The sequence below is a fragment of the Paractinoplanes deccanensis genome (assembly GCF_016862115.1).
GTDB lineage: Bacteria > Actinomycetota > Actinomycetes > Mycobacteriales > Micromonosporaceae > Actinoplanes > Actinoplanes deccanensis.
In genome coordinates, this window is sequence record NZ_BOMI01000107.1 from 15,925 (window position 1) to 38,924 (window position 23,000).

22 protein-coding genes are annotated in these 23,000 nt (G+C 73.0%); 20 read left to right on the forward strand and 2 right to left on the reverse strand.

Annotated features, from left to right (window positions below):
• From Ade02nite_RS26735 to Ade02nite_RS26825, 19 genes are all read left to right on the forward strand, one after another.
• The gene (locus Ade02nite_RS26735; RefSeq protein WP_203769586.1) at positions 1 to 1,959 is read left to right on the forward strand and encodes a vWA domain-containing protein; all 1,959 of its coding nucleotides are present in this window, start codon (positions 1 to 3) and stop codon (positions 1,957 to 1,959) included.
• 286 nt (positions 1,960 to 2,245) lie between these two features.
• Positions 2,246 to 2,863: a cardiolipin synthase ClsA gene (gene clsA, locus Ade02nite_RS26740; RefSeq protein WP_203769587.1), complete on the forward strand. Its 618-nt coding sequence runs from the start codon at positions 2,246 to 2,248 to the stop codon at positions 2,861 to 2,863.
• Complete coding sequence (locus Ade02nite_RS26745) at positions 2,863 to 3,801, forward strand: DUF881 domain-containing protein (protein WP_203769588.1); 939 nt, start codon at positions 2,863 to 2,865, stop codon at positions 3,799 to 3,801. The genes clsA and Ade02nite_RS26745 overlap by 1 nt, the downstream gene beginning before the upstream one ends.
• Positions 3,798 to 4,130 (forward strand): small basic family protein, encoded by a 333-nt coding sequence (locus tag Ade02nite_RS26750; RefSeq protein WP_203769589.1) that lies wholly within the window; start codon positions 3,798 to 3,800, stop codon positions 4,128 to 4,130. The genes Ade02nite_RS26745 and Ade02nite_RS26750 overlap by 4 nt, the downstream gene beginning before the upstream one ends.
• An 11-nt stretch (positions 4,131 to 4,141) precedes the next feature.
• Positions 4,142 to 5,296 (forward strand): DUF881 domain-containing protein, encoded by a 1,155-nt coding sequence (locus tag Ade02nite_RS49580; RefSeq protein ID WP_239169071.1) that lies wholly within the window; start codon positions 4,142 to 4,144, stop codon positions 5,294 to 5,296.
• Positions 5,297 to 5,340: 44 nt separating this feature from the next.
• A complete protein-coding gene (gcvH, locus tag Ade02nite_RS26760; protein WP_203769591.1) occupies positions 5,341 to 5,721 on the forward strand; it encodes a glycine cleavage system protein GcvH in 381 nt (126 codons plus the stop codon).
• 208 nt (positions 5,722 to 5,929) lie between these two features.
• Positions 5,930 to 6,382: an oxoglutarate dehydrogenase inhibitor Odhl gene (gene odhI / locus Ade02nite_RS26765; RefSeq protein WP_203769593.1), complete on the forward strand. Its 453-nt coding sequence runs from the start codon at positions 5,930 to 5,932 to the stop codon at positions 6,380 to 6,382.
• Between the two features lie 68 nt (positions 6,383 to 6,450).
• Entirely contained in the window at positions 6,451 to 7,119 is a 669-nt protein-coding gene (gene ftsR, locus Ade02nite_RS26770; RefSeq protein WP_203769595.1) for a transcriptional regulator FtsR, read from the forward strand.
• Between the two features lie 127 nt (positions 7,120 to 7,246).
• The gene (locus tag Ade02nite_RS26775; protein WP_203769597.1) at positions 7,247 to 7,711 is read left to right on the forward strand and encodes a bifunctional nuclease family protein; all 465 of its coding nucleotides are present in this window, start codon (positions 7,247 to 7,249) and stop codon (positions 7,709 to 7,711) included.
• Between the two features lie 149 nt (positions 7,712 to 7,860).
• Positions 7,861 to 8,418: a MerR family transcriptional regulator gene (locus Ade02nite_RS26780; protein ID WP_203769599.1), complete on the forward strand. Its 558-nt coding sequence runs from the start codon at positions 7,861 to 7,863 to the stop codon at positions 8,416 to 8,418.
• A gap of 58 nt (positions 8,419 to 8,476) precedes the next feature.
• On the forward strand, positions 8,477 to 9,067 hold the full coding sequence (locus Ade02nite_RS26785; protein WP_203769601.1) for a class I SAM-dependent methyltransferase: 591 nt from the start codon (positions 8,477 to 8,479) through the stop codon (positions 9,065 to 9,067).
• Between the two features lie 33 nt (positions 9,068 to 9,100).
• A complete protein-coding gene (locus Ade02nite_RS26790) occupies positions 9,101 to 9,883 on the forward strand; it encodes a transglutaminase domain-containing protein (RefSeq protein WP_203769603.1) in 783 nt (260 codons plus the stop codon).
• 140 nt (positions 9,884 to 10,023) lie between these two features.
• On the forward strand, positions 10,024 to 10,233 hold the full coding sequence (locus Ade02nite_RS26795) for a hypothetical protein (protein ID WP_203769604.1): 210 nt from the start codon (positions 10,024 to 10,026) through the stop codon (positions 10,231 to 10,233).
• 78 nt (positions 10,234 to 10,311) lie between these two features.
• Positions 10,312 to 10,497, forward strand: coding sequence for a hypothetical protein (locus Ade02nite_RS26800; RefSeq protein ID WP_203769606.1), 186 nt, complete (start codon positions 10,312 to 10,314; stop codon positions 10,495 to 10,497).
• Between the two features lie 7 nt (positions 10,498 to 10,504).
• Positions 10,505 to 12,760, forward strand: coding sequence for an FxsB family cyclophane-forming radical SAM/SPASM peptide maturase (locus Ade02nite_RS26805; RefSeq protein ID WP_203769608.1), 2,256 nt, complete (start codon positions 10,505 to 10,507; stop codon positions 12,758 to 12,760).
• 26 nt (positions 12,761 to 12,786) lie between these two features.
• On the forward strand, positions 12,787 to 13,473 hold the full coding sequence (locus tag Ade02nite_RS26810) for a TIR-like protein FxsC (RefSeq protein ID WP_203769610.1): 687 nt from the start codon (positions 12,787 to 12,789) through the stop codon (positions 13,471 to 13,473).
• Positions 13,470 to 14,579 carry a TIR domain-containing protein gene (locus tag Ade02nite_RS26815; protein WP_203769612.1) on the forward strand — a complete coding sequence of 370 codons (1,110 nt, stop codon included), beginning with the start codon at positions 13,470 to 13,472 and terminating at the stop codon, positions 14,577 to 14,579. The genes Ade02nite_RS26810 and Ade02nite_RS26815 overlap by 4 nt, the downstream gene beginning before the upstream one ends.
• Positions 14,572 to 18,420 (forward strand): FxSxx-COOH system tetratricopeptide repeat protein, encoded by a 3,849-nt coding sequence (gene fxsT, locus Ade02nite_RS26820; protein WP_203769614.1) that lies wholly within the window; start codon positions 14,572 to 14,574, stop codon positions 18,418 to 18,420. Before Ade02nite_RS26815 ends, fxsT begins: the two co-directional genes overlap by 8 nt.
• 155 nt (positions 18,421 to 18,575) lie before the next feature.
• The gene (locus tag Ade02nite_RS26825) at positions 18,576 to 19,085 is read left to right on the forward strand and encodes a hypothetical protein (protein WP_203769616.1); all 510 of its coding nucleotides are present in this window, start codon (positions 18,576 to 18,578) and stop codon (positions 19,083 to 19,085) included.
• Here Ade02nite_RS26825 and Ade02nite_RS26830 read toward each other — a convergent pair.
• Positions 19,082 to 19,807, reverse strand: a complete 726-nt coding sequence (locus Ade02nite_RS26830; protein WP_239169072.1) for a TetR/AcrR family transcriptional regulator C-terminal domain-containing protein — start codon at positions 19,805 to 19,807, stop codon at positions 19,082 to 19,084. The genes Ade02nite_RS26825 and Ade02nite_RS26830 overlap by 4 nt on opposite strands.
• Positions 19,808 to 19,837: 30 nt before the next feature.
• Between Ade02nite_RS26830 and Ade02nite_RS26835 the strand changes: the two genes are divergently transcribed.
• Entirely contained in the window at positions 19,838 to 20,968 is a 1,131-nt protein-coding gene (locus Ade02nite_RS26835; RefSeq protein ID WP_203769620.1) for an FAD-dependent oxidoreductase, read from the forward strand.
• A 671-nt stretch (positions 20,969 to 21,639) separates the two neighbouring features.
• Here the strand turns inward: Ade02nite_RS26835 and Ade02nite_RS26840 are convergent.
• Complete coding sequence (locus Ade02nite_RS26840) at positions 21,640 to 22,920, reverse strand: HNH endonuclease signature motif containing protein (RefSeq protein ID WP_203769622.1); 1,281 nt, start codon at positions 22,918 to 22,920, stop codon at positions 21,640 to 21,642.
• Positions 22,921 to 23,000: the final 80 nt, after the last annotated feature.

Below are 23,000 nucleotides of genomic sequence, written 5' to 3' on the forward strand. Positions count from 1 at the left end.
ATGGCGGGCAACAGATTTCGCTACGGGGCGTGGCGCGACGGGCCTGATCCGCTCGCGCCGCCCTACGACGTGCGCGCGGCCGTCGACGAGGTGGGCGAGCGGGTGCTCGCCGGCGACAGCCTGCGCGACGTGCTCCGCGACCTGATCCGCCGCGGGCCACGGTCCGGGCGGGGGCTCGACGAGCTGCGCGACCGGGCCCGGCGCCTGCGCCGCGACGCGCTGCGCCGGGGCAACCTCGACGGTGCCGTCACCCGGGCGCAGCAGCTGCTCGACCAGGCGCTCGCGACCGAGCGCGACGCGTTGCGGGCCCGGCCCGACGATCCCGAGGCGCGCTTCTCCGAGGCCGTCCTGGACAATCTGCCCCGGTCGACCTCGCGCGCCGTCGAGGAGCTCTCCGAGTACAACTGGGCCTCCGACGAGGCCCGGGGGCTTTATCAGCAGATCCTCGACGGGCTCCGGCGCGAGGTGGTCGAGCAGCGCTTCGCGGGCATGAAGCAGGCGCTCGAGAACGGCGACTTCGCCGGCGTCGAGGAGATGGTGGCCGACCTCAACCAGCTGCTCGAGAAGCATGCCCGCGGCGAGGACACGTCCGACGCGTTCCAGCAGTTCATGGACAAGCACGGGCAGTTCTTCCCGGAGAATCCGAAGGACATCGACGAGCTGATCGACTCGCTGGCCCGGCGCGCCGCGGCGGCGGAGCGGCTGATGCGGTCGTTGTCGCCGCAGCAGCAGGAGGAGCTGTCGCGCCTGATGGACCAGGCGCTCGGCGACGGCCCGCTGCGCGGCCGGCTGGCGGAGCTCACCGACAACCTGCGGGCGCTGCGGCCCCAGCTCAACTGGGGCCGGGGCGAGCGCATGCGCGGGCCCGACGACCTCGGCTACGGCGACGCGGCCGCCGCGCTGGGCGAGATCGGCGAGCTCGACGAGCTGCTCGACCAGCTGGGCCAGGAGCATCCGGGCGCGACCCTCGACGACGTCGACGTCGAGATGGTGGAGCGCCAGCTGGGCCGCTCGGCCGCCGACGACGTGCGGCGGCTGCGCGAGCTCGAGCGGGAGCTGTCGCGGCAGGGCTGGGTGACCCGCGACGCCGAGGGGCTCACCCTCTCGCCCAAGGCGCTGCGCCGGCTGGGCCGCACGGCCCTGGCCAAGGTCTTCGACGACCTGTCCGGCCGCAAGCAGGGCCAGCACGACCTGCGCGACGCCGGCGCGGCGGGCGACCTGATCGGGTCGTCGCGCCGGTGGGAGTTCGGCGACGAGCAGCCGCTCGACGTGGTCCGCACGATCGGCAACGCGGTCCGTCGCCGAGCCGCCGGCGGCAACGTGGGGGTGCTGCCGGTGCGGCTGGAGCCGGACGACTTCGAGGTGGCCGAGACCGAGCGGCGCGCGTCGGCGGCCGTCGCGCTGCTGGTCGACCTGTCCTATTCGATGTATGCGGACGGCCGCTGGGGGCCGATGAAGCAGACGGCGCTCGCGCTGTCCCACCTGGTCGCGACCCAGTTCCCGCAGGACTCGCTCCAGATCATCGGTTTCGGCCTGCACGCCGCCGCGCTGTCGCAGGGCGAGCTCGCCGCGATCGACCCCACGGCCGAGAAGGGCACCAACCTCCAGCACGCGCTCAAGCTCGCCGGGCGTCACCTGCGCCGCCACCCGGGCGCCGAGCCGGTGGTGCTGGTGGTCACCGACGGCGAGCCGACGGCCCACCTGGAGCCGGACGGCGAGGCGGTGTTCTGGTGGCCGCCGCTGCCCGAGACGGTGCGGGCGACCATCCACGAGGTCGACCATCTGACGCGGTTCGGGGCCACGCTCAACGTCTTCATGCTGGGCGAGGACCCGGGGTTGCAGCGCTTCGTGGCCGCGGTCGCCGAGCGCAACGGCGGGCGGGTCTTCAGCCCCGACGCCGAGGAGCTGGGGCGTTACGTGGTGGACGACTATGTGAGGGCGCGCCGAGGGCGCCGCTGACACGCAGCGGACCGGCCGTCGAGAGGCGGCCGGTTTTCTGTGCCCGACCCCGGAAGACTAGGTTCCTAGGATGCCGGACACGCTGTGCGACGCGCTACGGGTCCGTGAGCGGGAACCTGGGGCTGGTTATAGTTGCTCGGCGAGTGGCCGGGCAGGGGGTCCGGACGTTCGAGGGACACAGCCGCCCGGCTGGGTGCATGGTCGAGTCAGTCGATGGGGTCGGCTGGGCGCCGTGTGTGGCCGGGACGAGGCCGTGCCCCGCGCCGGAGGGGGAGAGGAAACCGCGATGTCGCAGCAGCCTGCGCCGTCCATCGCCGCCTCCGATCGGATCTGGACGATCCCCAACGTGATCAGCTTCATCCGGCTGCTCGGGGTGCCGCTCTTCCTCTATCTGCTGCTCGGGCCGCACCACGACGTGGCCGCGGTGATCGTGATCGCGATCGGCGGCACGACCGACTGGGTCGACGGCTACGTGGCGCGCCGGATGAACTCGGTGAGCCGCCTCGGCACGCTGCTCGACCCGTTCGCGGACCGGCTCTACATCCTGGCCACGCTGATCGGGTTCACGATCCGGGGCGTGGTGCCCTACTGGCTGACCGGCGCGCTGCTGCTGCGCGAGGTGGTGCTCGGCATCGCGCTGCTGGTGCTGCGCCGCCACGGGTACGGCCCGCCGCCGGTGCACTATCTCGGCAAGACGGGCACGTTCGTGCTGCTCTTCGCGTTCCCGGTGATCCTGCTCGGCCGGGCCGTGCCGTCGCTGGACTGGTGGGCCGGTCCGGTCGGCTGGGGCCTCGCCTGGTGGGCGCTGGCGCTGTACTGGGCGGCCGGCGTGCTCTATCTGATCCAGGTGGCCCGGCTGCTGCGCGCCGACCGGGTGGCCGCCGGAGCGCGGACGGCGTCCTGATGACCGACCCGAACACCGCCGGCGACGACGACACGCCGCCGAAGCGGGTCTACGCGCCGGACTTCCTCACCGAGCTCTTCCGGAACCCGCTCGATCCCGGGTACGCCGACGCGGCCGCGCGCAAGGCCGTGGAGGGCGAGCCCACCGGGGCGCGCAAGTGGGTCACCAGCGGGGTGTCGGCGCTGACCCTGGTGGCGCTCGGGTTCCTGCTCGTCGTGGCCTACCAGCAGACGGTGGCGGACGAGCCGGCGCGGACCACCGCCCGCGCGGAGCTGGTCGAGCAGGTGCAGAAGCGCCGCGAGGACACCACGCGGCTGCAGGACCGTGCCGAGGCGCTCGGCGACGAGGTCGCGGAGCTGCGCGAGCGGGAGCTGAGCAGCACCACCGTGCAGCGGCTGCGCGACCTGGAGGCGGCCACGGGGCTGGCCCGGGTGACCGGCTCGGGCGCGCGGATCACCGTGGCGGACGGCCCTACGCCGATCAACCCGGTGACGGGGGAGCGCAACACCGTCGCGCGGGTCAAGGACAGTGATCTTCAACTCGCCACGAACGCGCTCTGGTCGCTCGGGGCCGAGGCCATCGCGATCAACGGGCAGCGGCTGACGGCGACCTCGACGATCCGGCAGGCCGGCGAGGCGATCCTGGTCGACTTCCGGCCGGTCACCACGCCGTACGAGGTGGTCGCGATCGGGCCGGACGATCTCGCGAAGGACTTCCGGAACGGCTACGCCGGCAAGTTCTTCGAGCAGCTGGGCGCCAAGTACGGCATGTCGTTCCGGTCGGAGGACGTGGACGACGTGACGCTGGAGGCGGCGACCGAGCTGAAGCTGCGGGTGGCCGAGCCGTCGGCGCCACCGCCCGCGCCCTCCACCCAGATGTCACCCCCCATGTCGTCCGCGGTGCCGGACGAGAGCTCCTCGTCGGAAGGCGGCCGATGATCGCCGTACTCGCCCTGATCGCCGGTGTCGTGCTGGGCATCGTGTTCAACCCCACGGTGCCGGCCGCGTTGCAGCCGTACCTGCCGATCGCGGTGGTGGCCGCGCTCGACGCGGTGTTCGGCGGGGTGCGCGCGAAGCTCGACGGCATCTTCGACGACAAGCAGTTCGTGATCTCGTTCATCTCGAACGTGCTCGTCGCCGCGCTGATCGTCTATCTGGGCGACCAGCTCGGCGTGGGCGGTCAGCTCTCGACCGGTGTGGTGGTCGTCCTCGGCGTGCGCATCTTCGGCAATGTGGCGGCGATTCGCCGGCACCTGTTCCGGGCATGATCGGCCGCGACATGGGTGAGCGGGACATGAGCGACGAGAACGAGCCCGAGCGGCGCTCCAAGGCGGCCGACAAGCCCGAGCAGGCCAGTCGGCCCGAGCAGGCCAGTCGGCCCGAGCAGGCCAGTCGGCCCGAGCAGGCCGGCAGGCCCGAGCAAGCAGGGGAGCCCGAGCAGGGCGGCGAGCTGCCCACCGCGGGCCGCAAGCCGGCGCACACCGGCGAGCTGCCGCGCTACGGCACGATCGAGATGGCGCCCGCCGACGAGGGCCCGACCGTCGAGACGGCCAGGCCCGCGCCGCCGCCACCCCCGGGCCCGGACGGCAGCCCGGCGCTGCCGCCGGGACCCGCGACGGCGTCGGTGGACGCGACGGAGACCGAGTCGGGCGGCGCGGGGTCACCCGATCAGGTGAGCGGTGCTCACGGCGCACCGCCGAAGGAACCGGAAGCGGACGACGGCGCGCCACCGCCCGGCGCGGAGCAGCGCAAGCGCCCGTCGAGTGCCGCGGCGCTGATCGCGTTGCTGCTGGCGCTGTTCGGCTTCACGCTCGTGGTGCAACTGCGCAGCAACAACACCGACGACGGGCTGGCCGGCGCGCGGCAGGAGGACCTGGTGCGCATCCTGTCGGACCTGGAGGCGCGGGACAGCCGGCTGCAGTCCGAGATCAGCGCCCTGGAGAACAGCCAGCGGCAGCTCACCTCGGGTGTGGCCGGCCGGCAGGCGGCGCTCGAGGAGGCCGACAAGCGGGCCGACGAGCTCGGTCTGCTGGCGGGCACGTTGCCGGGGCGCGGGCCGGGGCTGGTGATCAATATCGACAAGGTGAAGGCGTCGGCGATCCTCAACGCCGTGCAGGAGCTGCGCGGCGCAGGCGGTGAGGTGATGCAGATCGCCGGTGCCGGTGGCGGCACCGTGAGAATCGTCGCGTCCAGCTATTTCGTGGACGCCGAAGGCGGCGGGATCATCGCCGACGGACAGCGGCTCACCGGCCCGTACGTGCTGACCGTCATCGGTGTGCCACAGACGATGCAAACCGCGCTGCAAATCCCCGGCGGGGTGGTCGCGTCGGTGAACAGCGGCGGCGGTAGCGTGACGATGGAACAACGGACCATGGTCGAGGTGACCGCGATCCGGGACGCCACGACATTGCGATACGCGCGGCCGGCTTCATAGTTGTCCGCGCGACAAACGGGGATTCGTGAAACGGGAGAGATTGCGTGATTCCTGAGGACCTGCGGTACACGGCTGAGCACGAGTGGGTGGCCGGAGACGGCAGCGGGCCCGTGCGTGTGGGCATCACCCACTTCGCGCAGGATGCGCTGGGCGACATCGTCTTCGTCGACCTGCCGGAGGAGGGCACCGAGTTGTCGGCGGGCGACTCCCTCGGCGAGATCGAGTCGACGAAGAGCGTTTCGGAGATCTACGCGCCCATCTCGGGCACGGTGGTCGCCAAGAACGCGTCGCTCACCGACGAGCCGGAGCTCATCAACGCCGAGCCGTACGCGGCCGGCTGGCTCGTCGAGATCGCTCCGTCGGATCCGTCGCAGCTGGCGGGTCTGCTCGACGCGAGCGCTTATCAGGCGATCACCGAGAGCTGAACGGCTTCTGTTGTAGTACAGCTTTTGCGGCGTGTGAACGTTGCGTCCGCGCGTCCGGTTGCCCCGCGATATTGGCCTTCACTAGGCTCGCGGGGCACAACAAATGTTATGCCTTTGAAACCGATAGTCGTGTGTCCGGGCCATATGGCCGCGGCGGGGGTGATCCCATGCCGCATGGCGGCGACCAACTGATCCGTGAGGTGGTCCGATGACGCGCCCAGACGACGAGTTCCCCCCACTCGACGTCACGTCCACGCTGAACCTCGGTGCGCTCGACGAGGTGCTCGAGGGACCCGATACCGACGTGGTGCCGAGCCGCATGTCCGGCTCGCTCCCGCCCGGCATGGCGCTGCTCGTGGTGCGCCGCGGCCCCAACGCGGGCGCGCGGTTCCTGCTCGATCACGACGTGACGACCAGCGGCCGGCACCCCGACAGTGACATCTTCCTCGACGACGTGACGGTGTCCCGCCGGCACGCCGAGTTCCACCGCGACGGCGGTACCTTCACGGTGCGCGACGTCGGCTCGCTCAACGGCACGTACGTGAACCGGGAGCGGGTCGAGGCGGCGACGCTGAGCAACGGCGACGAGGTGCAGATCGGCAAGTTCCGTCTGGTGTTCATCGCCGGCCCGCGGCCGGAGGGCGAGGGTAGCGGGGCGTGAGCTCGTCGGGGGCGGCCGCGCGCGACCCGGGGGCCTCGCGTCCCCAGGGCGGGCGCGAGCCTGCGCTGATGAGCATCGGGGAGGTGCTGGCCCATCTGCGCACCGAGTTCCCCGACACCACGATCTCCAAGTTGCGGTTCCTGGAGGCGGAGGGGCTGGTCGATCCCCAGCGCACCGCCTCCGGGTACCGCAAGTACTCGTGGAACGACGTCGCGCGGCTGCGGTTCGTGCTGACCGCGCAGCGCGACCAGTACCTTCCGCTGCGGGTGATCCGTGAGCAGCTCGACCGGATGGAGGCCGAGCCGGCGCCGCCGGCCCGGCCCAACCTGGTCGCGGTGGGCGCCGAGAAGGCGGCCGATCCGTCCGACACCCGGGTCCCCCGGGAGGATGTGATCGAACGCACGGGCGCGCCCGCGGAGCTGCTCGACGAGCTCGAGGCGATGGGCCTGGTGAGCGCGCGCCCGCCGGGGTGGTACGACGGCGACGCGGTGGTCATCGTGGAGGCCGTGGTGGGCCTGACGAAGTACGGCCTGGAGGTGCGCCATCTGCGCGGGTTCCGGGCCGCGGCCGACCGCGAGGTGGGCCTGTTCACGCAGCTCCTGGCGCCCCTGGTGCGCCAGAGCGACCCGGCGGCGCGTGCTCGTGCCGCCGAGACCGCCCGGGACCTGCAGGCGCTGTCGCAGCGGCTGCACGCGGCGCTGGTGCGGGCGGGGCTGCGGGGAGAGCTGGGGCGCTGAGGCCGGTTCGGCGTTCGCGAGGTGGGTATGCCGCACTCGTGGGATCCGGACGAGGGGCGTGTACCGTGCAGGTTAGGGGCAGCCGTTGCGGGGGCGGCGCGACAAAAAGACGACACGGAGGCGGGCGGTGCGCGAGCTGAGCGTGGTCGGAGTTCGGGTGGAGCTCCCCAGCAACCAGCCGATCGTCCTGCTGCGGGAGGTCGACGGCGATCGGTATCTTCCGATCTGGATCGGCGCTGTCGAGGCGACGGCCATCGCGTACGAGCAGCAGGGCGTCAAGCCCGCTCGCCCGCTGACCCACGACCTCCTGCGCGACATCCTGGCGGCGCTCGAGGCGCCGCTGACCGCCGTGGAGATCACGGAGCTGAAGGACAACGTCTTCTACGCCGATCTGCTGATCGGTGACGGCCTGCGGGTGTCGGCCCGGCCGAGCGACTCGATCGCCCTGGCGTTGCGGGTGGGCGCGCCGATCCGCTGTGCGGATCAGGTGCTGACCGAGGCGGGCATCGTCATCCCGGACGAGCAGGAGGACGAGGTCGAGAAGTTCCGCGAGTTCCTCGACCAGGTGCGGCCGGAGGACTTCGCGGGCTGACATCGGTCCCCGAAGAGGTTGAAGATCGATACTTGCCTCGCTCGTGCGCGGCGTGTCGTGGCGTTACCTAGCTGTTTCCGCGTCGCCTGAGATATACGCTCGTGAAGTCCAGGTGAAGCGGCGGCACCGCGCAGCGGGGAGGTGGTCGCGTGCACGAGCAGCCTCTTGAACATCAAGATGGCCCTCTCGTCGGCGAGGACGGCTCGGTAGGGTATCGCGGGGTGACGGCGTGCCAGGCGGTCGGCATCAGTTACCGTCAGCTCGACTACTGGGCGCGCACGACGCTCGTGGTGCCGAGCATCCGGGACGCGTCGGGTTCCGGCACGCAGCGGCTCTACTCGTTCCGCGACCTGGTCGTTCTCAAGGTGGTCAAGCGCCTGCTGGACGCCGGTGTGTCGCTGCAGAACATCCGCCGGGCGATCGAGACGCTGCGCTCGCGCGGCGTGGAGGATCTGGCGGGCATCACGCTGATCTCCGACGGCACGACCGTGTACGAGTGCCGGTCGCCGGAGGAGGTCGTCGACCTGTTGCAGGGCGGCCAGGGCGTGTTCGGCATCGCGATCGGCGGCGCCTTCAAGGAGATCCAGGGTTCTCTGCTCAACCTGCCCGCCGAGCCGGCCGCCGGCCCGCAGCCGGTGGGTCCCGCGCCGGAGCCGGCCGCGGGTGACGAGCTGGCCGCGCGCCGGGCCCGCCGCCGCGCGGGCTGATTTGCCGTTCCGGCAAGTTCCCTTGCCGGCTCGCGCCGGTTGATCGCAGGCTGTGCGCATGAGCATCGAAGCTGAATGGGATGCCCGGTACGCGGAGAGCGACCGGGTGTGGAGCGGCAACCCGAACGTGGTGTTCGTGCGGGAGGTCGCCGATCTGCCGCCGGGCCGTGCCCTCGATCTGGGGTGCGGCGAGGGCGCCGACTCGATCTGGCTGGCGCGGCGAGGCTGGCGGGTCACCGGTACCGACGTCTCCGGGGTGGCCCTGGCGCGGGCCGCGTCGCACGCCGCCGAGGCGGGGGTGACCGTCGACTGGCAGCGCCACGACCTGTCCACGGAGTTCCCCGACGGCGAGTACGACCTGGTCAGCGCGCAGTTTCTCTATTCCTGGGGCGGCTTCGACCGTGCGGCGGTGCTGCGCCGCGCGGCCGCCGCGGTCGCGCCCGGCGGCGTCCTGCTGATCGAGGGGCACATGGACGCGGGCCCGTTCGCCCACCAGCACGGCGACCTGACGTTCGAGACCCCCGCCGAGACCATCGCGTCGCTGGGTCTCGGCGAGGGCTGGGAGACGCTGCTCGCCGAGGAGCATCCGCGCGAGCACAACGGCCACCAGCGCACCGACAGCACGGTGAAGCTGCGCCGGCGGGGTTGACCCTCACACGGTGTCAGGCTGTCGGATGGGCGCATGACGATGACCGATCTCGGCCGGCACGCCCCGGCCGTCGCCGCCCTTGCGGGCGATGTCGCCTCCCTCACCCGAGTCGTGCAGGGCCTGTTCCTGCACGAGCGGTGGGCGCAGAGGTACGGAGTCGAGCACAGTCCCGAGGAGCTCGAGGCCGTGCATCTGCGCCGCGCCGAGGACCTGCTCGACGCGGCGCTGCAACGGGACGGCCGCCCGCTGGACGTCGCCCGGGAGCCGGCCGGGCGGTTGCCGGCGATGTGCCGCAACCTCTCGGTCGTGCTGGTCGCGATGCTGCGCGCGCACGGGATCGAGGCGCGGGCCCGGGCCGGTTTCGCCACGTACTTCATCCCCGGCTGGTACGAGGACCACTGGGTGGTCGAGCTCGGCGACGGCCGGTGGGTGGACCCGCAGATCGACGACGTGCAGCGCGCGGCGCTGGGTATCACGTTCGACCCGCTGGACATGCCGGCGGGTGCGTTCGTGCCCGGTCCCGACGCGTGGCGGCTGCTGCGCGGCGGCGCCGACCCGGCGTCGTTCGGCCTCAGCGGCTCGGGCCTGGCCGGCGAGTGGTTCGTGGCCGGGGACGTGCTGTACGACCTCGCCGCCGTCGGCGGGGTCGAGACGCTGCCGTGGGACACCTGGGATCCAATGCCGGGCCCGGACGACGAGGTCGACGTGGCCCTGTTCGACGCGTACGCGGAGGGCCGTGCCGCACCGCCGCCCGTGCCCGCCAAGGTCCTCAACACCCGCCGGGGACGGGTGGAGGAGCTGCACCAGATCGCTTAACCCTGTGCTCACCCGGCGCGCGCAGACTGCGGGGATGGACGTGATCGGGTCGCTGCACTCCAGCGGCCTGGTCACGCTGGAGCGTGCGCCGCAGCCGGTAATCGCCACAAGCCGGGCATCCGTCGCGTACCGTCAGCACCATGATCCCGCAGCACTACCCGCTCTACCTTCGCGAGGTCGGCGAGACGCCCGGCAGTGACAAGATCTGGCTGGTCGTGGGCTGGCTGCCGGACAAGGTCTCGCAGCTGCCCCGGCAGCCGGTGGCCCTGCTCTGCGACAACGACGTGGAGGAGCCGCGGGTGCTCGAGCTGACCGGGGTCTTCCGCGTGATCGGCACCAACCGGCTCTGACAGTGATCACGTGACGTGCCCGTGACATGACGTCCAGTGTTGTCTATGCTTCCAGGTGGCTACCTGGGGGAGGCGCGCGTGACACAGCAGGCTCTGGCATCTCAAGCTTTGGCAGGTCAGGCATCCGCGGAGGCACCGCTCGACGAGGTCCGCCGGACGCCGATCGACCGCATCGACCATGCCGTGTCCGCGACGATCGTGCGGCGGATCGTGCGCCGCGAGGCCGAGAGGGCCGAGGTGACTCCCTTCTCCTCGGGGATCTGACCCGCCGGTGTCGACCCCGTGGCGCCCGCTGCGCCACTTCGTGCTGAAGGTTCACAGCCGCTGCGACCTGGCCTGCGACCACTGCTACGTGTTCGAGCACGCCGACCAGTCGTGGCGCGGCCGCCCGCCGGCGATGTCGGCGGCGACGGCCGCGCGGGCCGCCGAGCGCATCGCCGAGCACGCCGCCCGCCATCACCTGCCCCGCGTCGGGGTCGTCGTGCACGGCGGCGAGCCGCTGCTGCTGGGCGCGGCGCGGCTCGACGAGATCCTCACGATCCTGCGCGCCACGATCGGCGCGGTCTGCGAGCTCGACCTGCGGATGCAGACCAACGGGGTACGCCTGACGGCCGCGACCTGCGCGATGCTGCTGCGCCACGAGGTGCGGGTCGGGGTGTCGCTCGACGGTGGCCGCGCGGCCAACGACCGGCACCGCCGGTTCCGCAACGGCGCCACCAGCCATCCCCAGACCTTGCGCGCGCTCGCCCTGCTCCGCGAGCACCGCCCCCTTTATGCGGGGATCCTGTGCACTGTGGACGTGGCCAACGATCCGGTCGGCGTCTACCGAGCCCTGCTCGCCGAGCGCCCGCCCGCCGTCGATCTCCTGCTGCCGCATGCCACCTGGGACGATCCGCCGTCGCCGGGCAGCGCGGGCGCATGGCTCCGAGCGTTTCACGAACGATGGAACGACGACGGCCGGCCCGTGCCGGTCCGGCTGTTCGACTCGATCCGCTCGCTCGGCCGGGGCGGGCCCACCTTCACCGAGGCGGTCGGCGTCGACGCGGGCGACGTCGTGGTCATCGAGACCGACGGCGCCTGGGAGGAGCCGGACTCGATGAAGACCACCCGCGACGGCGGCGGCGCCACCGGCCTGACCGTGCACACGGCGAGCGCCGACGAGGTGGCCGGCACCCCCGCGATGCGCCGCCGGCGCGGCGGCCTCGCCGTGCTCAGCGCCACCTGCCGCGCCTGCGCCGTCGTCCACCAGTGCGGCGGCGGCCTCGTCGCGCACCGCTACCGGTCCGCGAACGGCTTCGACAACCCCTCGGTGTACTGCGACGACCTGAAGGAGCTGATCACCGTGATCAACGAGCACCCCGGTCCGGTCGGCGGTGACCTCGGCGCGCTCCCGGACGACGCCTTCGAGCGGCTCGCCCACGGCTACGGCGACGCCGCCGCGGTCGCGCTGCTCGCCGAGGCCGAGCTGGCCGTCAACCGGGCCCTGGTCAGCGAGATCCTCGGCGAGACCGCGTCCGGCGGCGAACTGCTCGCCGAGCTCGAGCGCGCGGCGCCGGCCGACTTCGACGCCGTGCTCGGCCACCCGTTCGTCCGGGCGTGGGCGGTGTCCTGCCTGGACGGCAAGGACGCCGAGCCGGACCGCACCGCGGCGATCGCGGCGGCCGTGGCCGTGCGCGCCGGGGTGCGCGCCGACGTGCAGGTGCACACCCACGACGGCCTGCTGCACCTGCCCACCGTCGGGGTGTTCGAGGCCCCCGCCGAGCAGGTGCACGTCACCACCGGCCCGGCGTGGTGCGTGCTGCGCTGGCCCGGCGGGCGCGCCGAGGTCCCGGCCGGTGGCGGCGCCGGGCACGTGCCCGGCTGGCATCCGGCGCGCTGGGTGCTGCTCGACGGCGTACGCGTGCAGCTGGAGGACGCCGACCCGTACCGCGACCGCCTGGAGTTCGCGGCCGCGGGCCGCCTCGGCGCCGCCGCCGAACGGGACTGGGCCGACCTGCTCGCCGGGGCGTGGGAGCAGGTCGGCCTCGACGCGCCCGAGCAGGCCGCCGGGATGCGCCGCGGGTTGCGGGCGATCGTGCCGCTGGCCCCGGCGCGGGACGGCACGCTGCGCAGCGCCACCTCGCGGCACGCGTTCGGCGCGCTCGGCGTGGCGCACACCCCCGACCCGGCCGCGGCCGCCGTGCTGCTGGTGCACGAGTTTCAGCACACCAAGCTCGGCGCGGTGCTCGACCTGATCGACCTGGTGCCCGAGGAGGCCGCGGGCGACCGGCTCACCGTCGGATGGCGGCCCGACCCGCGCCCCGTCGAGGCGGCGCTGCAGGGCGCGTACGCGCATCTCGGGGTGGCCGACGTGTGGCGGCACCGGGCCGAGCGCGACGGCGACCCGGCCGGGCGCACCCTGTTCCGCAAATATCGCGACTGGACCGCCGAGGCGATCGACGACCTGCTCACCGGCGACCGGCTCACCCCGGCCGGCACGCGCTTCGTCGCTCACATGGCCGCCACGGTGCACGGATGGCCCGGCTGACCGTCCGCAGTAGATATTGTGCCGACATGATTCACTGGGGTGTGTCGATGCCGGAACAACCGGGCGTGCCCGACGACCCGGCCGCCCCGGTCTTCTTCCTGAGCTACTGGCGGCCCAAGCCCGCCACCGTCGGCGTGCCGCGCGAGGCCAACCGCGACGTCATGCGCTTCTTCGACGACCTCACCGAGGACGTCAACAACCTGATCGGGTACGTTCCCGGCCGCGACCCGGGCTTCATGGACGTCGCCGGCGACGGGGGCGAGCTGTGGCGCCGCCGCATCCTGCGCGCCGCGGGCACCTGCCAGGTCTTCGTCTGCCTGATCTCCGAGCCCTACCTGACCAGCAGCAAGTGGTGCGCCCGCGAATGGCACCTGTTCGCCAAGCGGCGGGTGATCGCCCGGCACCCGGACGCCGACCCGGCCGAGAGCGCCATCGTGCCGGTGCTGTGGACCCCGGTCACCTGGCCGCTGCCGCCGGTGGTCGCCGAGGTCAACCTGTTCATGCCGACCCGGCTGCGCGACGACTTCCGCGCCGGCTACCAGGCCGAGGGCATGCTCGGCCTGCTGCGCACCGGGCAGGAGAACGTCTACCAGGCGATCGTCTGGCGGCTGGCGCAGCACGTGGTGCGCATCCACCGGTCCTACCGGGTCGAGCCGCTGCACGTCACGGACACCAGCGAGCTGGGCACCTCCTTCGAGGGGAGCGGGTCATGACGCCGCGCTACTACTTCTATCTGTCGTACGGGCATTCGGCGCGGCTGCGCGCCGACGACCGGCCGGACACCGACTACTGGGCCGGTCATCTGTTCAGCGAGCTGTCCGCCGAGGTGGCCCGGCAGGTGGGCGCCGACCGGCGCACCCCGGTCGGCTACTACGACGACCTGGTCGAGCCGATGACCGACTGGAAGACCGCGCTGGCCGGGGTGCTCAGCAGCAGCGACGTGTTCGTGGCGCTCTACTCGCCGGGCTACTTCAACAAGTCGTGGCCGCTGCGCGAGCGCGCGTCGTTCGCCAGCCGCTACGCCGACCCGGCGATGGCCGAGCGGTTCCTGCTGCCCGTGCTGTGGGTGCCGTGGCCGTCCTACGAGCACGAGGACGAGCGGGAGGCGGCGCTGCGCCTGGCCCGCGACATCCCCGAGTACGGCGACGAGGGACTGCAGGCGATGTCGCGGCTGTCGCTGTACCGGCGTGAGTACCGCACCATCGTGCGCCGGCTCGCGCGCGAGATCGTCGCCCGGGCCGCCGAGGCGCCGCGGCCCGCCCCGCTGGCCGTCGCGATCGACGAGGTCACCGCCGAGCCGACCGGCCGCGCCGAGATCCTGTTCACCGTCGCGGTGCTCGCCCCCGCCGGGCGCGGCTGGAACCCGTACCGCGAGCGGTTCCCCATCGCCGAGTACGTGGCCAACGTGGCCGAACGGCTCGGCCAGCCCGCCCGCGTCGTCGACCGTGACCAGGGCCTCGCCGACGGGGCCGCGCTGGTGCTGGTCGACCCGGCGCTGGCCGCCACCGCCGCCGGCACCGACCGGCTGCGCGGCCTCGCCCGGCGGCTGCCCGAGTGGGCGAGCGTGCTGCTGGTCGCCGACGACGAGCCGGGGCGCGGCGCGCGCCTGCACGCCGCCGTGGCCGATACCCTGGTCGCCGCCGGGGTCGAGCGGGGCCGCATCACGCTGATCGGCGACTCCGCGCGCCTGGTCGAGCGGATGCCGTCCATCATCGACCAGGCCTGCACCGCGTACCGCAAGAGCGCCCCGGTGTTCCTGCCCAAGGGTCCCGACCCGACGTTGCCCAACATCTCCGGGGGAGAGTCAAGCGATGACTGACGGCGGCGGCAAAGTCGTCACGTTCTACTCGTACAAGGGCGGCACCGGCCGCACGATGGCGCTGGCCAACGTCGCCTGGATCCTCGCCGCCAACGGCAAGCGGGTGCTCGTCGCCGACTGGGACCTCGAGTCGCCCGGCCTGCACCGCTTCTACCGGCCGTTCATCGACCCGGCCGCGCTGGCCAACAGCGGCGGAGTGATCGACCTGGTCCGCGAGTACGAGGCGGCCACCCTGCTCGACGTGCCCCGCGACGAGAACTGGCACCGCGACCTCGCCCGGGTCAGCCGGCACGCCTTCACCATCTCGTGGGACCACTTCCCGGACGGCGGCACGCTGGACTTCCTCGGCGCCGGCAGCGAGAACCGGCACTACGCGCGCAGCGTCTACGAGCGCGACTGGGACGAGTTCTACGAGCGGCTCGGCGGCGGCAAGCTGTTCGACGCGCTGCGCGCCGACATGAAGGACCACTACGACTACGCCCTGATCGACAGCCGTACGGGGTGGAGCGACGTGGCCGGCATCTGCACCGTGCAGATGCCCGACGTGCTGGTCGACTGCTTCACCTTCAGCGAGCAGGGCATCGACGGCGCCGCCACGATCGCCGCGAACATCACCCGCGAGAAGGGCCCCCGGCCGCTGCGCATCCTGCCCGTGCCGATGCGCGTCGACCTGGCCGAGAAGAACCGCGCCGAGGCCGGCCGGCTCGCCGCCAAGCAGCGCTTCGCCGGTCTGCCCGCCGGACTCAGCCCCGCCGAGCGTGACCTCTACTGGGCCACCGTCGAGGTGCCGTACCTGCCGTTCTACGCCTACGAGGAGACCCTGGCGACCTTCGGCGACCGGCCCGGCTCGCGCACCTCCATGCTGGCCGCCTACGAGACGCTCACCTCGTACATCACCGAGGGTGAGATCACCCGCCTGCCGGCCATGGACGAGCCGCTGCGCGAGCGCACCGCCGCCCGTTTCGTCCGCCCGATGCTGCTGCCCGAGTCGGCCGTCGCCCTGCGCTACGCCCCCGACGACCGGCTCTGGGCCGAGTGGGTCGCCAAGGTCCTCGAGGCGGCCGGCATCACCGTCGGCCTCGACGGCGCCGAGCCCGCCCCCGGCGCCCGCCCGATGACCCTGATCTCGTCGTCGAACGTCGCCGACGAGCGCGCCCGCACCTCCCGCGACCGCGGCGACGCGCGCGGCGCCCTGATCGTCTACGTGACCGACGAGCGGCCGCTGCGCGGGGTGGCCGACGCCGACTCCGCGTTCCTCGCCGGGCAGACCGAGGAGGTGGCGATCACCCGGCTGCTGCGGCTGGTCGGCCACGCGGTCGACGACTTCGACCGCGGCCGCGTCGGCCTGCGCTACCCGGGCCGCTCCACCGTGCTGTTCAACGCGCCGATCCGCAACGTGCAGTTCACCGGCCGCGAGGACGACCTGCTCAACCTGCGCGAACGGCTGCTGCGCGCCAGCACCCCGGTGGTGCTGTCGGGCGCCTCCCCGGTCGCGCTGCAGGGCATGGGCGGCATCGGCAAGACCCAGGTGGCGATGGAGTACGCGCACCGGTTCCGCAACGCGTACGACGTCGTCTGGTGGGTCAACGCCGACCCGGTCGCCTTCGTCGACACCGCCCTCGCCGAGCTCGGCAAGGAGCTCGGGCTGCCCAGCGCCGGCGGCATCGCCGACCAGGCGCAGGCCGTGCTGACCGCGTTGCGCCAGGGCACCGTCCTGCCCCGCTGGCTGATCATCTTCGACAACGCGGAGGACGTCGCCACCGTCAGCCGGTTCCTGCCCAGCGGCCCCGGCGGCCACGTCATCGTCACCTCCCGCGACGCGGCCTGGGGCGAGCGGGCGCAGACCGTGCAGGTGGACGTCTTCGACCGCCGCGAGAGCGTCGCCCACCTGCGACGGCGGGTGCGGGACCTGCGCGCCGAGGACGCCTCCCGGCTGGCCGAGGTGCTCGGCGACCTGCCGATCGCGGTGGCCGCCGCCGGGGCGTGGCTGGCCGACACCGGCAAGCCGGTGGGGGAGTACCTCGACTACATCGACCGGTACGGCATGGAGAACCTCGCCTCGGTGTGGGAGCTGTCGCTGACCCGGCTCCAGCAGCGCTCGGCGGCCGCGCACCGGCTGCTGCAGCTGTGCTCGGTGATGGGCCCGCAGATCGCCCTCGACCTCGTCTACGGCGACCGGATGGCCGAGCTGCTGCGCCCCTTCGACGGCCGGGTCGCCGACTCCATGTACCGCGGCGCCCTCGTCCAGCAGATCAACAAGCTGGCCCTGCTCAAGGTCGACGTCGGCAGCGGGCAGCTGCACGTGCACCGCATGGTGCAACACGTCGTACGCCAGCGGATGAGCGCCGAGGAGCAGGACGAGGCCCGCCGCCAGGTGCACCTGGTGCTCGCCGCGGCCCGGCCGCCCGGCGAGGTCGACGACCCGGCCACCTGGCCCGTCTTCGGCCAGATCTGGCCGCACCTGGAGGTGTCACGCGCCTACGACAGCCGCGAGGAGGCCGTCCGGCGGCTGATCATCGACCGGTTGCGGTACGTCTGGTTCAGCGGCGGCTTCAACGACGGCCGGGCGATGGGCACCCTGTTCGTGGAGCGCTGGGAGCGGCTGCGCCCCACGCTCGCCGACGACGCGGAACGCGACGCGCTCGACCGGCAGTTGCTGCACCTGAAGTTCAACCTCGCCAACATCCTGTGCGACCAGGCCGCGTTCGCCGAGGCGCGGGCCCTCGACGAGGCGGTGCTGGCCCGCCAGCGCGACCTGCTCGGCGAGACCCACCCGCACACCCTGACCACCGCGAACGGGCTCGGCCGCGACCTGCGCGCGCTCGGGCTCTACGGCGAGGCGCTCGCCAACGACGAGCGCACGTACGCGGCCTGGCTGGAGAACTTCGGCCCCGACCACCCGCGCACCCTGTCGGCGATGAACAACCTGGCCAGCTCCGAACGGCTCGCCGGGCGGGTGCTCGACGCCCGCGACCGCGAACGGCTCGCCTTCGAACGCTGCGAGCTGGTGCTCGGCCCGCTGCACACGCTCACCCTGATCGCCGGCAACAACTACGGCCGCGACCTGCGCGAGGCCGGCGAGTACGAGGAGTCGATCACCACGCTGACCGACATCCTCAACCGGCACCGCGAGGCGCACGGCGACAACGCGCCCAAGACGTACAGCACGATGGCGAACCTGGCCGTCTCCGAGCGCAGCGCCGGCCGCGCCCGGCAGGCCGCCGCGCGCCTCGAGCGGGCGTACGAGAACCTGAACCGGCTCCTCGGCCCGGACGGCCCCGAGACGCTGGCGTGCCGGCTGAGCCGCGCGGTGAACTCGCTGGCCGTCGGCGAGCTCGACAGCGCCGCCGACGAACTGGGCCGCGTCGAGAGCGCGTACCGCCGCAGCCTCGGCGACACCCACCCGCACACCATCACCTGCCGCAACAACCGCTCGGCCGTGGCCCGCGCCGCCGGCGACCTGCCCACCGCCCTGCGCCTGGCGACGCAGGCCGCCGACGAGTTCACCGCGCGGCTGGGCGCCGCCCACCCGTACACCCTGGCCGCCCGCATGAACGTGGCCATCTTCACCGCCGAGTCCGGCCCCGTGCGCGAAGCCCACGACCTGATCGAGCCGGTCGTGGCCCGCCTCGACGCCCTGCTCGGCCCCGACCACCCCGACGCCGCCCGCGCCAGCGCCAACCTGGTCCTGATGCGCGACGACCTGCTGGGCCGCTCCGCCGCCGACGAACAGGCCGCCCTGCGCCGCCTCACCACCACCCTCGGCGACGCCCACCCGGCCGCGCAGGCCTTCCGCGAGGGCCGCTACCTGCACCGCACCCTCGACCCGCACCCGTACTGATCCGGAGGCGCCGTGAAGCAGCGACGGGGGTGTCCGACTCGTTGGGCAACCGGACCACCTGTAGGCCGCTCCGCAGGCCACTCTCGACCGCTGTCAGCAGTGCGAGGCGGCCGGCACACCGACCGCGGCTCGCCCGCGGCCGTTACCTTGGGGCCGTGCGAACAGTGGAGGTCACCGCGCCCGGCGGCACGCGGTGGAGCGTACGAGTGGTGTGGGAACCGCGGTGGCGGGTGCTGGCCCGGCGGTTCGGCGGCTGGCGTGCCCAGCGCCGCAAGGACGTCGGGCCCGGCGACGTGCTGGGCGGCGGCGCCGAGGCGAGCAGCGAGATCGGCGGCCACCGGCTCGGTTCGAGCATCAGCGACGAGCTCGTGATCATCGGGATCGTGCTGTTCGCGCTGGTGCTGGCCGCCGTGCTGTTCTGGTGGGTCCTGCTGCCGCTTCTGCTGATCATTGTGGACGCTCTGATCGTGTTGATCCTGCTGGCCGTCTCGCTGACCGCCCGCGTCCTGTTCCGCCGGCCGTGGATCGTCCGGGCGGCCGCCACGACCGGCGAGACGACCGAGGTCGAGGTGGTCGGCTGGCGCGCCGCGCTGCGCCGCCGCGACGCGATCGCCGACTCCCTGCGGCACGGCCTGAGCCCCGCACCCGAGGTGATCGGCCGCTAGGCACCCTCCCGCTCGGTGATGCCGTCCAGGACGGTGGTCAGGTTGTGGCGGAAGGTCTCGTCGGCGTCGAGATGGGCGCCGTCGACGACGAGGCGGGCGACGGTGGGGTAGCGGCCCGTCGCCAGCATGCGCTGCAGGTAGGGGCCGTGGGCCGCCTGCCAGGCGGACAGGTCGGTGCCGGTCGCGCGGGCGGTGCGGCGCTCGGTGATCTCCCGGCGGAGCGCGCCGGCGAGGAACGCGTTGAGGGCGCCCAGCGTGCGCTGGAGATCGTCGATGTCGCGTACGGCCGGGGCCTGGCTGAGCGCCGCGGCGGTGGCCTCGCCGACGGCGAGCGCGTGCGGCCCGAGATGGGGCCGGGCGCCGAGCAGGTCGGCGAACCACTCGTGGTCGAGGGCGGCCGCGCGGGTCCGGTGCATGATGTCCAGCACCGTCGCGCGCCAGCCGGGCTGCGGGCCGGCCTCGGCGATCCGGGCGTAGACGGCGTCGACCATCAGGTCGAGCAGCTCCGACCTGTTGACGACGTAGTCGTACAGCCGCATCGGGCCGACGCCCAGCTCCTTGGCGATCTTGCGGACGGACAATCCGTCGAGGCCGTGCTCGTCGGCGACCCGGATCGCGGCGGCGGCGATCTTCGCGCGGTTCAGCGGCACCGGCGCGGCCCGGGGCTGAGGCTCCGGCCGTTCCCAGACGGGCAACGCTGCGCTACCGTACGGCGTATCCATGGGGTACATCGTACGGTAAGGGTGTTGATGATGCGTATCGCGATCGCCGGTGGCGGCCTCGGCGGCCTGACGCTGGCACGAGTGCTGCACCGGCACGGCATCGGAGCGGTGGTGTACGAGCGGGAGGCGAGCCGCACCGCGCGGTCGCAGGGCGGCATGCTCGACCTGCACCCGGAGTCCGGGCAGCACGCTCTGGCCGAGGCGGGTCTCACCGCCGGCTTCCGCTCCGAGGCGCGGCCCGAAGGGGAGGAGCTGCGCATCCTCGACCCGTCCGGGCACACCCTCGTGCACCACACGCCCCGGCCGGGCTCGTTCGCCGGCCGTCCCGAGATCGACCGGCGCGTCCTGCGCGACCTGCTGCTCGACTCCCTCCCGGGCGACACGGTCAGGTGGCAGCACCGGCTCGTCGCCGCGGCGCCACGGCCACACGGCGGTTACCAGCTGACGTTCGACAACGGCGAGACGGCCGGCTGCGACATCCTCATCGGCGCGGACGGCGCGCGCTCGGCCGTCCGGCGGCTGCTGACCACCGCGGAACTGTCCCCCGTGGCCACCCTGGTGGAGCTGACGATCAGCGACGCCGACCGGCGCCACCCGGCCCTCGCCGAGCTGGTCGGCCCCGGCAACCTGTGGTGCGTCGGCGTCAGCCGGATCCTCGCGGCGCAACGCCTCGGCGACGGCAGCATCCGCGTGGGGATCTCCCTCCGCGCGGACCAGATCGACAGCGACATCGACACCTACCGCGGCAAACACGCTGTCCTGTCGCTGTTCGACGGCTGGGACGCCCGCCTCACCGCGCTCATCGAGGCCGGCGACAGCGCCCCGGTGCCACGCCGGATCGAGGCGATGCCCACCGGCACACGCTGGGAGAGCCGGCCCGGCATCACCCTCCTCGGCGACGCCGCCCACCTCATGCCGCCGGTCGGCGAGGGCGCCAACCAGGCCATGCTGGACGGCGCCGAGCTGGCCGCCGCACTGGCCGCCAACCCCGCCGACCCCGACACGGCCATCCGGGCGTACGAGGAGGGCATGTTCGCCAGGATCCAGCCGATCGCCGAGATGTCGGCACGAGTCCAGGCGATGATGCTGTCCCCGACGGCGGCGGAGGACATCACCCGCTTCTTCACGCGAAAATCGGCCGAGCGCTTGTCCGCCGGATGAGTGTTATCGGCGCCGTTCTCCGTGGGGAAATATTCGGCCTGCGCGATTTGAGTCAAGCCGCGTCGTCCCGGTGGGGGAGTATCCGGACGATCATGCGCGGCGGCTGTGCGGGGCTCGGGGCGCGCAAAGAATTGGCGCCGGCACGACGCGGTGTGGCTCTGCTCGGCCCGGTTGCGCTCCGTCGGTTGCGCTCGGCTCGGCCTCGGTTCGCTTCGGCGCCGAGGCCATCACCCGTCGATATTCGAGCCGAGACAGCGGCTTTCGCCGAGCCTCGCCACACGTGCGAAACCTTCGCTGACCTGCGTCGTCGTGCGCCGCCTTAAAGCTCAACCTGAGCTTTAGCCTCAACCTCAACCCCAGCTTTACCCCCGGACCCGGAAGCCGGTGATGCCGCCAGGTCGTCGACTGAGCTCGAAGCCGGTCAACGCCTCCGGCGACCCGTTACCGGTGGCCGAGCCGATCGCCGCAATGGCTGGCCGGGCGGCCGGCAGTCCGAGCAACAGCGAAATTCCGGTCCGCGGCCTCAATGGCGAGGGAACGCGACGTCCAGCGTGCGCGCGCCGGTGCGAGGCCCAAGGGCGTCGTGCTGCGGCAGTACGGTGCCGCGGTCGAGCTGGTGAGGCGGCATGCGCCAGCTCGTGGCCGGCTTCCCCCTGCTGGGGTAGCCGGCCTCAGAGCCGCAGGTGGTAGAGGTTGCGCCGAGGGCGCCGGTCACGGTCGACGTGCGGCGGGGGAAGGAACTCGGGCTGCCGGTCGGCGCCGAGGCGGATCTGCCAGCCCGCGGCCGGGTCGTGGACGATGCGGTGGTGGTGGCGGCAGAGCAGCACCAGGTTGTCGAGCGACGTGGTGCCGCCGGCCGTCCAGGCGATGATGTGGTGTGCGTCGGTCCAGCGGGGTGGCCGGTCGCAGTCGGGGAAGGCGCAGCCGCCGTCGCGGAGGTGCAGGGCTCGGCGTAGCGGGCCGGTGGCCAGGCGGCGGGTGCGGCCGACGTCGAGGACCTGGCCGGCGCTGCCGAGCACGACCGGGAGGAGGCGGGCGTCGCAGGCCATCCGGCGCGCTGCCGTGGCCGACAGGCGGCTGCCGGTGTCGGTGGTGGCCGTGCCCAGCGACTGGGTCAGCTGGTCGTAGCCGACGGTGACCGCCAGCTGGGCCGGCTCCCCGCCGGTGTCGGGGAGCTCGCCGGTGCGCAGGGCCAGCCGGCACACCTCGGTCAGGGCGTCGGCGCGCCGCTGCGCCGGCGAACGGTCGTCGCCGGGGTGGGGTGCGCACAGCGGTTGCAGGGCGGCCTGCACGATCGCGGCGTCCTCCGCGCCGAGGCGCCCGGTCAGCCGGACCAGCCCTTCGGCCGGGGCGGACAGGGTGAACCCGCGGGCGCGCTGGGCTCGGGCCTCCTGCCGGGCCAGCGCCAACTCGTCGGCCCGCTCGGCCAGGTGGGGGGCGACGTGGGCCAGGATGCGCTCGCCGATGCGGCGCAGCTGGTGAGCGGAGAGCCGGGCGGCCATGTCGATCATCGTGGTTTCGGCGTTGCGGAGGATGTCCTCGGCGGTGGCCGGGCCGAGGTCGCCGAGCTCGGCGAGCCCTGTGGTGAGGTTGTCGAGGGCGTCGGCGATCTCCGTGGCCTGGCGGATGTCGGCGTGGCCGTCGAGCAGGGCCTCCTGGAGGGCCGCGTGCCGGTCGAGCGTGGCGGCGCGTGCGCTCAGCTCCCTGGCCGGGTGGGGATCGAGGCGCAGCTGCGAGCGCAGCCACCCGGCGGTGGTGCGGTGGCCGTGGGCAGTGGGCAGGCCCCGGGACTCGGCCTCCCGCACGAGCCTGGCCTGCATGACCGCGACGGTCTGCGCGAGGTGATGGGTGGCCCGCAGGCAGGCGGTGAGGTCGTCGTCGCTCAGCGGCCACGTCGAGGACGCGGCGAGCTTGGCCGCGTCCTCGTTGAGCTCTCGCACATCTGCCAACATGAGAGCCATCGTCGAACACACGTACGACACTTCTCGGGGCCGAAAGGCGACCACAGAGATCGACATTCACCATCTGCAAA